Source organism: Galbibacter sp. (assembly GCF_035306585.1).
GTDB lineage: Bacteria > Bacteroidota > Bacteroidia > Flavobacteriales > Flavobacteriaceae > Galbibacter.
In genome coordinates this window covers 25,896-39,268 of sequence record NZ_DATGNU010000008.1, presented here as the reverse complement: position 1 = coordinate 39,268, position 13,373 = coordinate 25,896, and the positions used below count along the sequence as shown (strand labels likewise).

Annotated in this window: 12 protein-coding genes; 1 reads left to right on the top strand and 11 read right to left on the bottom strand. The window is 37.9% G+C overall.

Features of this window, described 5'->3' with window-relative positions; all coding sequences use genetic code 11:
* Positions 1–37: 37 nt before the first annotated feature.
* The 6 genes from VKY50_RS01065 to VKY50_RS01040 form a co-directional block, all read right to left on the bottom strand.
* Positions 38–856, bottom strand: coding sequence for an enoyl-ACP reductase FabI (locus tag VKY50_RS01065; RefSeq protein WP_324297959.1), 819 nt, complete (start codon positions 854–856; stop codon positions 38–40).
* A gap of 224 nt (positions 857–1,080) precedes the next feature.
* The gene (locus VKY50_RS01060) at positions 1,081–1,926 is read right to left on the bottom strand and encodes a 5-oxoprolinase subunit C family protein (protein WP_324297958.1); all 846 of its coding nucleotides are present in this window, start codon (positions 1,924–1,926) and stop codon (positions 1,081–1,083) included.
* The gene (gene pxpB, locus VKY50_RS01055; RefSeq protein WP_324297956.1) at positions 1,919–2,644 is read right to left on the bottom strand and encodes a 5-oxoprolinase subunit PxpB; all 726 of its coding nucleotides are present in this window, start codon (positions 2,642–2,644) and stop codon (positions 1,919–1,921) included. Before pxpB ends, VKY50_RS01060 begins: the two co-directional genes overlap by 8 nt.
* Complete coding sequence (locus tag VKY50_RS01050; protein WP_324297954.1) at positions 2,637–3,365, bottom strand: LamB/YcsF family protein; 729 nt, start codon at positions 3,363–3,365, stop codon at positions 2,637–2,639. Before VKY50_RS01050 ends, pxpB begins: the two co-directional genes overlap by 8 nt.
* Positions 3,366–3,500: 135 nt before the next feature.
* Positions 3,501–5,150: a solute:sodium symporter family transporter gene (locus VKY50_RS01045; protein ID WP_324297952.1), complete on the bottom strand. Its 1,650-nt coding sequence runs from the start codon at positions 5,148–5,150 to the stop codon at positions 3,501–3,503.
* Positions 5,151–5,365: 215 nt separating this feature from the next.
* Entirely contained in the window at positions 5,366–6,244 is an 879-nt protein-coding gene (locus tag VKY50_RS01040) for a PPK2 family polyphosphate kinase (RefSeq protein ID WP_324297950.1), read from the bottom strand.
* Positions 6,245–6,425: 181 nt separating this feature from the next.
* Here VKY50_RS01040 and VKY50_RS01035 point away from each other — a divergent pair, with 181 nt between their 5' ends.
* Entirely contained in the window at positions 6,426–7,244 is an 819-nt protein-coding gene (locus VKY50_RS01035) for a hypothetical protein (protein ID WP_324297948.1), read from the top strand.
* Between the two features lie 675 nt (positions 7,245–7,919).
* On the opposite strand, the gene VKY50_RS01030 is transcribed toward VKY50_RS01035, so the two are convergent.
* From VKY50_RS01030 to VKY50_RS01010, 5 genes are all read right to left on the bottom strand, one after another.
* Positions 7,920–9,083, bottom strand: a complete 1,164-nt coding sequence (locus VKY50_RS01030) for a sigma-54-dependent transcriptional regulator (RefSeq protein ID WP_324297946.1) — start codon at positions 9,081–9,083, stop codon at positions 7,920–7,922.
* Between the two features lie 95 nt (positions 9,084–9,178).
* Positions 9,179–10,513 carry an ABC transporter permease gene (locus VKY50_RS01025; RefSeq protein WP_324297943.1) on the bottom strand — a complete coding sequence of 445 codons (1,335 nt, stop codon included), beginning with the start codon at positions 10,511–10,513 and terminating at the stop codon, positions 9,179–9,181.
* Entirely contained in the window at positions 10,506–11,441 is a 936-nt protein-coding gene (locus VKY50_RS01020; protein ID WP_324297941.1) for an ABC transporter ATP-binding protein, read from the bottom strand. The genes VKY50_RS01025 and VKY50_RS01020 overlap by 8 nt, the downstream gene beginning before the upstream one ends.
* 162 nt (positions 11,442–11,603) lie before the next feature.
* Positions 11,604–12,728, bottom strand: a complete 1,125-nt coding sequence (dnaJ, locus tag VKY50_RS01015; RefSeq protein ID WP_324297939.1) for a molecular chaperone DnaJ — start codon at positions 12,726–12,728, stop codon at positions 11,604–11,606.
* A gap of 70 nt (positions 12,729–12,798) precedes the next feature.
* On the bottom strand, positions 12,799–13,371 hold the full coding sequence (locus tag VKY50_RS01010) for a nucleotide exchange factor GrpE (protein ID WP_324297937.1): 573 nt from the start codon (positions 13,369–13,371) through the stop codon (positions 12,799–12,801).
* Positions 13,372–13,373: the final 2 nt, after the last annotated feature.

Sequence of the window (13,373 nt, the reverse complement as noted above, 5' to 3'; positions counted from 1 at the left end):
ACCTTTAAACAGCTCAAATCGTATTGCTATTTATGAATTAATCTTCCTTCATAAATTTTTCCATCACATCATTGCTCACCCCAGTACTTGTAAAGCCACCATCGTGATATAGATTCTGCATGGTTACTTTTCGCGTGAAATCCGAGAACAAACTCACGGTATAGTTAGCACAATCCTCCGCAGTTGCATTTCCAAGTGGAGACATCATTTCTGCGTAAGCAATAAACCCATCAAAACCTTTTACGCCTTTACCAGCTGTAGTTGGCGTTGGTGATTGTGAAATGGTATTTACCCTAACATTCTTTTCTTTTCCAAAGTAATATCCAAAACTTCTTGCGATAGATTCCAAATAAGCCTTGTTGTCTGCCATATCATTGTAATCTGGAAAAACACGTTGAGCTGCCATATAGGTAAGTGCTACAATACTACCCCACTGGTTCATTGCATCTTTTTTATACAATGTTTGACAAACCTTATGGAAAGATAACGCCGACACATCCCAACCTTTTTGGGTGAAATCGTAGTTCTGGTCGGTATAATGTCTTCCTTTTCTAACGTTTATAGACATTCCGATGGAATGTAATACAAAGTCGATTTTACCACCAAGAATCTCAACGGCCTGATCCACTAAGTTCTCAAGATCTTCGATGTTAGTGGCATCAGCTGGAATAATTTGTGAACTAGTTTGCTCTGCAAGCTCGTTAATTTGCCCCATTCTCATTGCGATCGGCGCGTTGGACAATACAAAAACAGCACCTTCTTCATGAGCTTTTACTGCAGTTTTCCAAGCAATGGAATTCTCATCCAAAGCTCCAAAAATGATTCCTCTTTTTCCTTTTAATAAATTATGTGACATATACTTCAAGATTAATTCTTTCGTTTTAAAAACACTTCAAAAATATTCAATTTATTTGTAAAGCAGGATCTTTTTAATACAGAAGTTAAACATTTGCTCAATGAATTAAGTAAAAGCCCTTAAAATCAAGTAAAAACATTCCTATGTCTGCTAAGTGACTTTACCATCATGCCATCCTTTAAAAGAATAGTTCTTTCGAAAATCCTACCAAAGATGCTTTCAAATTATTGTTTTAAGACAAAATCTATTTCTTCTGAGGTGCTTTTTTGTGAAAGAAGTGCTATAGCAGCATCTGTTAACTGTAGGATCCTTGGATACCCCCCAGTGGTCTGAGCATCCTTCATCAAGATAATTAACCTACCAGAAGGTGTCAATTGCACTGTACCTGGTAAAGTTGACGAAGTTAAAATAGAATATGAATGTTTTAGGATCTGTTGCTTAAGTTGGTAGGCCATCCGGTTATTTTGTTTGGCAATATTGAAAATGCCGTTGAGAAGTTGTGCCTTTTGATGCTTGGATAAAAGATCAAACTCTGGCCCCTTCTCCACTTCTATAATATTTGAATTATAATTATGAGCAGAATTAACTGGTAATTTAGGTTTTTTCTTTAACACAGGCTTGTCAGCCAGTGGTAAATGCATCCCTACCGATAGACGATCCACTGGAGTTACCGAACTATACCACGAACGACTCCCTAGAACACGTACTGTTTTAAATCCACCTAAAACCGCTAGATAACACCGGATCCCGCGTCTAGGCCTTCCAAATTTTAATATCGAACCCGCCGTCACATGATAAACTTCATCATTGAGTAATTCTTGCTCATTAATTGTTGGTGACATAAAAGCTCCGCTAATAGCGATGCTAGCATCGGATTCAAACAATAATTCAGGTCCACTAAGAGTAATTTCCATTACTGCGTCCTCTTTATTATTTCCAAGTAATGCATTGGCCATATTAGCGGATACCTCATCCATAGCACCACTTATTGGTACACCATGATGTCTGTGCCCATAACGCCCACTATCCTGTATGCTGGTTAAAAAACCTGTCTTAAGTACCTCAATCATTGCTCTGGTAAGATTTAAATTCAAAAATCTTTGTTTCTACTTGGATTGTCATTAACTGGTGTTCTGATTTATCAATTGGATAAAACTTAATCCCATCCCCAACGGAAATCATGCAAGGTTTCTTACTAGATGGGTTAAATAACGGCACTGGAGAATTCCCAATAATATTCCATCCTCCAGGAGATTCTTGTGGATATACTCCAGTTTGTGTTCCTCCAATACCAACAGATCCCTTGGGTATGCTAAGGCGCGGTTCAGATCTTCGTGGTTGAATTAAGGCGCTGTTTAACCCTCCTAAATACATGAAACCCGGTAAGAACCCTATACAATATACCGTATAAACAGGCTCGGTATGTAGATCAATAATGTGACGTATTGGCATTTTCTTTTCCAGAGAAAATTCTTCCATATCGATTCCAAAATCCAAGTCATAACACACTGGAATCCTCCATACTTTTTTATTGCGCTTGGGAAGGATAAAACCTTTGGCATATATAGCTTTAATACCAGCGGTAAGTTTTTCAAAATCTATCGGTCTACGCGCCACAAGGCAAAGGGAATTATACGCAGGAATCTGTTCTAATTCAGGATAATCAACTGCGATGAGCTGTTTGAACCTCAATATATCCTGCAAAACCGACTCATTTATCATCCTTGGCCATTCAATCAACAGTGCATTTTGGCCATAAGGCTTATATGAAAGTTTAAATTTATCCAAATTCAGATTTTTGAAATTGTTCTTGTAAAAATTTAAGTATCATAAAGGCATCGGCGGTATCTGAGTGAATACAAAAGGTATCAGCCCTTAATTCCACCTTGTTTCCCGTATTAGTTATCACCCTACCTTTTGTATAAATGTTAAAAATCTGATCGTATACCTGCTGTTTGTCCTGAATTACTGCACCAGGACGGTTTCGCGGCATAAGACTAAGATCGTCCATGTAACAACGATCACCAAAGGCTTCATATTTTATAGAGAAACCTTGTTTTATTGCAACTTCTGCGATTATGGATCCAAATGGCACATACAAAAAACAAATGGATTTATAGTTTTCAATAGCCTCTAAAAATCTGTAGGAGGCCTGGAGATCTATCGCAATTTGATTGTATAATGCGCCATGAGGCTTAATGTGATGTAGCGGTACTTGATGCTTTTCGAGCATAAGATTAAAATCTTCAAGTTGACCTCTAATACTGAAAATAAATTCGTGATCCGCCATTTTCATTGGGACTCTGCCGAAATTTTCTCGATCTGGATAAGAAGGATGCGCACCGGCAAAAATATTATTTTCTTTGGCAAGCATGATTGCCCTTTCCATACTCTTAAGATTACCAGCATGTCCTCCACATGCAATGCTACATGAATTTATCCAAGGCATGATGTGTGCTTCATTATTAGTTCCCTCACCTAAGTCGCAATTCAGGGCTGGTCTGAACATAAATATTTCGTGTTTCTAGCATTTTGAATAAAAATACTAAAAATCCACGTACTTAGTTAAACCGCCTATGGGTTTATAACCAAAAAGATACGCCAATCGGGCGTATCTTTCTATCTGTAAATAGTTTTATGGCTTTTATGAGAAGTAGTAATATATACCCACTACGATCGCACAGATGAACAATCCAACTGGCACCAAATACTTATAGGGCTCAATATTTACTTTCTCAGTATATTCAAGAACAAATTCAGTTTTCCTTGGATATAATTTCCCGATCACTAACATGATGATAATGTTTGTAACAAACAGAATTGCCATCACATGCAGATAGTGTGGGTATGCCTGCGATTCCACAAGGGCCAATTCGGTGGCATCCGTAACACCTGAGGCCATAGCTGCTTCAACAGCGTTATTGGACACAATTGGTTTTATGATGAATTGGCTAATGATATAAAGTAAACTTCCTGAAAGAATTCCAACTTTGGCAGCCAATGCGGGAACCCTTTTTGTCAAATACCCCACAACGATGATGGTAAGAATTGGTATACTATAACAACCGTTTACCTCTTGAAGATAACCAAACAATCCTTGAGGAGCCTTTGCAATCAGAGGCGCAATTAGCATCGAGAGAATAGCAAGGACAATTCCGAAGTATTTTCCTTTGCGGATCACATCAAGTTCGGAGGCATCCTTTTTAATATACTCTGTGTAGAAATCGATGGAAAATAGTGTTACCGAACTATTTAAAGCACTATTGAAAGAACTTAAAATGGCACCAAACAAAACGGCTGCAAAAAAACCTAAAAATACTTTTGGTAAAACAGCACTGACAAGTAAAGCATACGCTCTATCAGGAGTATCAATTTCATTTCCTAAAAGGTAATATGCAATAATACCTGGAAGCACAACAATGAGCGGCCCTAATATCTTAAAAAATGCTGCTAACAAAAGTCCTTTCTGTCCTTCTTTCAGATTTTTGGCTGCCAACGCACGTTGGATAATCGCTTGATTGGTTCCCCAGTAAAATAACTGAACAAGCATCATCCCAGTGAATATTGTACTAAAAGGAACGGAATTAGTAGGTGTCCCCATGGATTTGAACTTCTCAGGTGCCTCCGCCATCAATGTTGTGATTCCCTCGGTCACAGAACCATCACCTATAGCCATTAACCCAAACACAGGGATCATTAACCCTCCAATTAAAAGTCCAATAGCATTGACAGTATCGGAGACTGCAACGGCCTTTAACCCACCAAAAATGGCATATATGGATCCAATAACCCCAATTCCCCATACACAAATCCAAATAGAAACCTCATGAGAAACACCCAGAAGAGCTGGAACATTAAACATATCAGAAATGGCGATGGATCCAGAATACAATACAATTGGTAAAAGAATAACTACATAGCCTAATAAAAACAATCCAGAAGCAATAGATTTGGTGGTCTTATCATACCGTATTTCTAAGAATTGTGGAACTGTAGTGAGTCCTCCTTTTAAATATTTAGGTAATAAAAAAATCGCGGTAACTACGATCGATATAGCTGCCAATGTTTCCCAAGCCATTACAGAGAGCCCCTCAGAGAAGGCTTGTCCGTTAAGTCCGACGATTTGTTCGGTGGATAGATTGGTCAGCAATAGTGAACCAGCAACCACACCAGCGGTAAGGCTCCTTCCGCCTAGAAAATAGCCATCTGAAGTCTTTTCATTTGTTTTACGTGTAGCAAAATAAGCTATTACCGCTACTAGAAGGGTAAAGCCTACAAAAGTAATTATTGCCATGCCAAATAAATTTAGTTTAAGTTTAAGTTATCTTGCGAAGATAAACTTATTTGTAGTTTGTGAACTTAAGAAACCTAGAATTTTCTCAATACCAGACAAAAATGTTGAGATTTTAACATCTAAGATATTATAACATACATGCCGTAGTTTATGGTCCTATTAGAACTTCTAAATCCCAACCTCCTTAGATCATCCTACAAAGCGGTCTAAAAATGCTATGACTCATTTAATAGTTGTTTGTAATGTTCAATTTGCGATTTGATGTTCGGGTCCAGAGTTGGATAACGTACTTCCTCAATAACTTTTAATTCGTCATAAAGAATGTCCGCTACTATTGTTCGTGCTGCTTTTTTATTATCAGAAGGGATGATATACCAAGGTGCCACTTTTGTAGAGGTGTTATTGATGGCTTTCTCATAACAGTCCTGATACTGATCCCACAATTCTCTTTCCTCCAAATCGCCAGGGGAAAACTTCCAGTTTTTATCCACTCGAATCAATCTTCTTAGCAGTCTGTTTTTTTGCTCCTCTTTGGAAATATGAAGAAAAAATTTAAAAATTATTGTACCATTGGCCACTAGGTGTTTTTCAAAGTTATTGATTTGCTCAAATCGAGCTTCCCAGAAGTTTTCATCAATATCATCCACACTATTGATCCCTGGGATATTCTCCCCAAGGATATATTCTGGATGTACCCTGGTTACGAGGACATTCTCATAATGAGTTCGGTTAAAAACACCAAACTTCCCTCGATCAGGAAGGGCTCTATAGTGACGCCATAAATAGTCGTGTTGCTTTTCTTTAAAGGTCGGTGTTTTAAAACTGTGAACCACAACACCTCGTGAGTTAAAATCCTGAAACACCTCCCGAATAAGACTATCCTTTCCTGCAGTATCCATACCTTGAAAACATACCAGGACACTGTACTTGTTATGAGCATAAAAGACATCTTGTAATTTACTTAGTTTATCACGGGTATCACGCAGACGCTTTTTTAACTTTTTTTCCGTAGTGTTTAACATGTTAAGCGTAGGTAGATCTTTAAGATGAATTGTATTATCTACGCGATAATCTGAAGTTTTAATTTTATCCATATACTAAAATTTAATATCGTAAAGGCTTTCGTTATACCATTAACAATCCAAAAGGACTAAACCTTTTAAAAGCTAACTTTAGCCACTATTTAAAGGATGTTCACCACAAAGGTTTTTCGAATTACAATTTAAGTTGTATTATTGTTTCACCCAAAATAATTGAACTTAATTACATATTGTCATGAAGAAAACAACATTGTTTTTTCTCCTTATTTTTATTACCCAGTACAGTATTGCCCAATGCAATTCTGCTTACTCACAAGCCACCTATGCCCTTTCTCATACCAAAAAATCCTTAAGCTCAGATAACTTTGATCACCAAAAGTATTATGCAGATAGAGCTTTAGAAGCCTTGGAAAAAACTAAATCACTCGTTGAAACCTGTGGTTGCTCAGAGGCTGTCCCTCCTATCTTAGATGGTTTAGACAATTTAAAACAAGCTACGGATCCTGTGGATTGGGAAGCAGGAAGATTCTACTCCCAACATGCTTATGAGCACTTGCAGTTCTTAATGTCAAAATTAGATATTTGCACCAGTGGTGGCGTCTCCGCCTCTATTAATTACACCCCAGAAACAACGAACACTCAAGCCGACAATTCTACAGAAACAATTAATTACTTGCAAGAGCAAAAAAAGCTTGAACAGGAAAAACAACGCCTTTTGGAACAACAAAGGGAGTTAGAAGAAAAGATAGCGAAACAACGTCAATTAGCAGAACAAGCAAGAGTAAATAGACAATTAGAACTCGAGCAGCAGATAAAATTAAAGCATCTAGCAGAGCAAAAGTTGTTTGACCTCGAGAAAGATTATATACAACTTTTTAAAAGTTTTGGATGTACTGACATTCAACAAGTACTCCATGGTGGATATGCTCGAGAAGATGAAGTTCTAAACTCAGAAAACCTATCACAGACCAGAAATCATTATCTTCAACTTACCATCGCAACTCAAGAAAAATTACTTGAAGCCCTTAAGAAATGTGCTCAAAAAGAACTTTAAAAATTCACAGCGCTACCTATTTAACTAATTTGAAATAGATAGCGCTGTTACTTTTGTAAAATAAATCAGCTTTGGTCACCATTAGCTAACGATCACTAAATTGCAAAATACATTCCCCTTGACCATATATACCACTTGCTAATTCAACCTTCATCGATCATCTCAACTAGCTTTAAATTCAAAATTCTTCTGAAGAATTCATTAAGGTCTCGGTCAGAATATTCTAATGCTCAACAGGAATGATCACTGCGACATCAAGGGATATAGTTCGCCCTTCAATTTTAGAACTTGTCCCCCTTATCTTCACGGGAGTATTTAAGGGATTAAGGCGAACCATAGAGGGTTAGATAAAATGAGGCAGAATCAATAATCATTGATTCCGTGGTGGCATTTTGAGCTTCCATAATTTTCCGACCACCATAGGTGTGACAGCTAAAAAATGTATTGGAAAGAACTTGTACATTTAGTGAAATAAACTGTTTCTTAGCGGATCATGTTTTCGTCTTTTAAAATTAAATGCAAAGCACTCCTTTTTAAATTTTAGAAGATATTCTTTCCAAGCTTACCAATATAGCCCATATAGCCCATATAGCGGTTAAAAATGGTAAGACTCTTGCGAATTGAGTTGCATTTAATTGTTTTATGTAATAAAGTTGGGTTCTCTTTTGCAACTCGTTATTTTCTAGCAAATAATTTCACTTCTTCTTCGCTTATTTCAGTTCCACCAAGAATGATAAGCCTTTCAACTACGTTTCTGAGTTCCCGAACATTTCCAGTCCAGTTGTATTCCTGGAGTAGTTTTACTGCTTTATCTGTAAAAACTTTAGGTACACTACCCTGTTCTTCTGCAATTTTCTTTGCAAAGTGTTCGATTAAAAGTGGAATGTCATCCCTTCTATCACTTAAAGAAGGAACATCTATTACAATGACGGCCAACCTATGGTAGAGATCTTCACGGAAATTACCTGCCGCAATTTCTTTCTTTAAATCTTTATTCGTGGCTGCAATAACACGTACATTTACGCTGATATCCTTATCGCTACCTACTCTAGATATTTTATTTTCCTGTAGCGCTCTTAAAACCTTTGCTTGGGCAGATAAGCTCATATCTCCAATTTCATCTAAAAATAAGGTTCCTCCATTGGCAGCCTCAAACTTACCAGCTCTGTCCTTTACCGCTGATGTAAAAGCTCCCTTTATGTGCCCAAAAAGTTCACTTTCTATGAGTTCAGAAGGAATCGCCGCACAATTGACCTCAATCATCGGCTTTTTGGAGCGCGCACTTTTTTCGTGAATCCAGTGCGCTACTAATTCCTTACCAGTTCCATTTGGTCCTGTAATCATCACCCTCGCCTCCGTTGGGGCAACCTTTTCAATCATATCAATAATGAAAGAAATCGCTTTACTCTCCCCAATCATCTGATAATTTTTACTGACCTTCTTTTTGAGTCTTTTATTCTCACTCACTAAAGCATTTCTATCCAAAGCATTGCGAACTGTGTTGAGTAGACGGTTCAGATCTGGCGGTTTAGAAATGTAATCAAAGGCACCGTAACGCATGGTGTTCACAGCTGTTTCCAAATCACCATGACCAGAAATCATCACAAAAGGCACCTCAGGTTTAATTTTTTTTGAAGCTTGCAGCACTTCTACACCATCCATTTTTGGCATTTTGATATCACAAATAATCAGGTCAAAATCCTCCTTTTTAAGGAATTCCATGGCCTTTAAACCATCTTCAGCCTCACTGACCTGGTAGGAGTCATTCTCCTCGGTTAATATCTTTATAAGTACTCTACGGATTGCTGCTTCATCTTCTACCACTAAAATCTTTGACATGCGTATAATTTAAATATTTCATCACTTACGAAGGTAGCATTCTTTTACAAATACACCACAACAAAACCTCTGATCTCCATTTAAAACGGAGAGTCTTAATACCTAAGCCATTTATATAGCTCCTTATAAGATGGTTTTCTACCATACATTAAGATTCCTACTCTGTATATTTTAGCTGCCAGCCAAACAATCAGTAAAAAGGTTATTGCTAAAATACCGATAGAGGTGATAAGTTGCCACCAAGGCACTCCTCCTTCCCCTATTCCATTAGGAAGTCGCATCATCATAACAATAGGAGAGGTTAATGGAAACAACGAAAAACCAACCGCTATGGGCCCATGTGGATTGTCGAATACAGAAATAAACCCCACATAAATGGCCAGCATCAAAGGAGTTATTACTGGGAAAACAAATTGCTGTGTATCGGTTTCATTATCCACCGCTGCGCCTATAGCTGCATAAATAGAGCTGTAGATCAGATATCCTAGTGAAAAGTACAAAATAAATGATCCCACAAGGGTAACCCAGGGAATTTGCACAAGTTCATTGATATATAATTGCAAGGTATCTCTAGAAGCAGAGGCCTCTAGCGCTTCTATAGCTCCTTTAGAAATATTGGCCTGGTGATTAATGACATCAAACTCTATACCCATAAAGGATAACATCACATATGACAAAAGTCCAGCGGAGATAATCCAAATCATAAACTGCGTAATTCCCGCTAAAGAGGTGCCGATAATCTTGCCTAACATTAACTGAAAAGGCTTGACAGAGGAAATGATCACTTCAATGATTCGAGAGGTTTTTTCTTCAATTACGCTTCGCATAACAAAGGCACCATAGATTATGATAAACATCATGATCAAATAGCCGAAACCGCCCCCTAGGATCGCTTTGATTTCAGAAATTCCTTTTACGTTTTTTTGACCACTAAAATTAACAATGTTCATTTCGAACCTTTCATTGAGCTCTTTTATTCCTTGTGGAGAAATGTCCAATTCTTTTAATTTCTCATCTCGTATACGATGTTGAATTCGCTGTTCCAGGGAGGACAGAAAATCTAAACTGGGAGACACTTTGGTGTAAAAGGTAATTTGGTCCGCTACATTATCAATGTGTGTTGCTGAAGGAATATAGAGTAAACCGTAGAATCCTGCGTGGTGTACAGAATCTAGAGCAGTTTGAAGTTCTAATCCTTTAAATTCAACATAACTTTCTTGCACACTGTTTTCAAAGTGATAATCGAAGAAAGTGCTTTGGTCTAATACAGCAATAACTCGCTTATCATCGCTATTTACCTTTGCCAGATAAACAATAAGCGCTATCATCCCTACTATCAAAACTGGACTAAGTACAGTGAGCACTATAAATGACTTATTCCTAACCTTCGCCAAATATTCTCGTTTGATAATCAATAGGAGCTTATCCATTGCTGTTGTCTTTTACAAATTCGATAAAAATTTCATTCACTGTTGGCACCACCTCCACAAAATGACTTACCGTTCCAAGACTGGTCAAATAATGTAATAGATCATTAGGAGAGTCCTTCTCATTAAGCCGTACTCGCAAGCTAGAAGCACCGTCAAAGGATTTGAATTCCCCAGGACTTACATTAAACTTCTGTGAGAGTTGTTGCTCTAGGTTTAGTTGATTTTCACAGTGAATCCCAATCTCAAATGTGCCATTCTTAAAACTTCGCTTGATATCGACGAGTTTTCCGTCTAGGATTTTGTTGGATCGGTTAATAAGCGCTATTTGATCGCACATCTCTTCCACGGATTCCATGCGGTGGGTAGAGAATATGATGGTTGTACCCTGTTGGTTAAGTCTTAAAATTTCATCCTTTATTAGATTAGCGTTGATGGGGTCAAAGCCACTAAAAGGCTCATCAAATATGAGCAATTCTGGTTCGTGTAACACGGTGACTACAAATTGAATCTTTTGAGCCATCCCTTTGGATAATTCTTGGATTTTTTTATCCCACCAATGACCTATCTCCAACCGATCAAACCAGTAGTGTAGCTTATCTTTTGCTCGGGATTTGGACATTCCTTTGAGCTGTGCCAAGTAGAGTGCCTGCTCGCCAACCTTCATACTCTTGTACAATCCTCGTTCCTCTGGTAAGTAGCCTATAGATTGGATGTGCTTTGGATTTAAAGGTGTATTGTTAAATAGTACTCGCCCATTATCGGGGTAAGTAATTTGATTTATGATGCGTATCAAGGTCGTTTTACCAGCACCGTTCGGCCCTAAGAGTCCGAAAATTGCTCCTTTAGATATTTCCAAAGAAACATTATTAAGTGCAGTATAGTTACCATAAGACTTCGATACATTCTCGGCAACCACTAAATTAGGCATTTACATCAGGTTTAAGTTGAATACTTTTTTGCTAAAATAAAAACCCACCCTTAAAAAATATCAAGGATGGGAAAAAATTGCTATGAAAAAGAAAAAATTAACACTAGGTTAGAACCAGTGTGATTGCAAAGATATGTTTTTTTATAAAACACGAAAGTTAAATTAAGAAAACATATCTTTTACTTTTTCAAAAAACGATTTATCGCTCTTTTCCGGATGAGGAGTGAAATTCTCATCATCTAACATACTCTCGAAAAATTCGCGCTGTTCTTTATTTAGCGTCTTTGGTGTCCATACATTTATGTGTACTAGAAGATCACCAACGCCATAACCGTTTATACTTGGAATTCCCTTGCCTTTTAATCGTAAGATTTTTCCAGACTGAATTCCTTCTTCTAATTTAATTCTTACTTTACCTGAGACCGTATCAATTTCCTTGGAGGTACCTAGCACGGCCTCTGCTATACTGATGTATAAATCGAAATGTAGATTATCCCCTTCTCGCTTTAGCGTAGGATGATCAAGTTCTTCTATTAGTACCAAGAGATCTCCAGCGATACCATTATTACCTGGGGCTCCGTTTCCTTTTCCAGTAACTTTAAGTTGCATTCCATCAACTACTCCGCTAGGAATCTTTATAGAAACTGTTTCTTCTTGAACCACCATTCCTTGTGCATCGGCATCTGCTGGCTTTTTATCTATAATTTGACCAACACCACCACAACTATTACAGGTTGTAGCGGTTTGCATTCTTCCTAAAATAGTATTGGTAATCCGAGTCACTTGCCCTGTCCCTTGACAGGTAGGACAGGTTTTGAATGTAACTCCATTGGCCTGTACTTTACGTCGAACTTTCACCTTTTTCTCAACGCCGTTAGCTACTTCTTCAAGACTTAGCTTCACGCGTATGCGAAGGTTACTTCCCTTGACATGTCCTCTTGCACCTCCACCAAAACCAGAAAATCCGCCAAAACCGCCTCCTCCGAAGGCACTTCCGAATATATCTCCGAATTGACTAAAGATGTCCTCCATGTTCATTCCGCCACCACCGTAGCCACCGCCACCTTCAAAGGCTGCATGACCATATTGATCATAGCGCTGTTTTTTGGCAGGGTCGCTTAAAACCTCATAGGCCTCTGCGGCTTTTTTAAACATGTCCTCCGCTTCTTTATCGCCTGGATTTTTATCCGGGTGATATTGAATAGCTTTTTTACGGTAGGCTTTTTTAATTTCAGCAGCAGTTGCTCCTTTGTCAACTCCTAATATTTCATAAAAATCTTGCTTCATGTAATTTTTAGTGTAGAAAGTTTAAACTTCCGTTAGTTAAAAATTGTCAGGAATTAAACTGACAAAACGTCTATTGTTGCCCTACGACAACTTTTGGATGACGAATAATTTTATCGCTTAAAGTATACCCCTTTTCAATAACATCAACTATTTTTCCCTTTAACTCTTCACTTGGAGCTGGGATTTGAGTAATGGCATCGTGGATTTCTGCATCAAAATCATCTCCTGTGGCTGTCTCAATTTCTGAAAGTCCCTGACCGCCAAGAACAGTTTTCATCTTTTGACGAATAAGTTCAACACCTTTTAATAATTCCTTCTCTTTTGTTTTTGAGATCTCTAATAGAGCTCTATCAAAATCATCAAGTACAGGCAAAAGAGCGGACATAATATCTTGACCAGCAGTTTTAAACAATTCGATACGCTCCTTGGCGGTGCGTCTTTTATAGTTTTCGAACTCGGCGAAAAGTCTTAAAAATTTATCCTTTTCAGTGGCCAATTCGGATTCTAGCTTTTCCAAATCACTTGGACCTTCAACTACTTCTTCCTTTTGATCAACAGCAGCTTCCGTTTCTGTATTTGGCTGCTCCTTCTCCACTCCGTTCTCTGAAATGGGCTCTTTATTTATATCTTCTTTCTTCGACATTG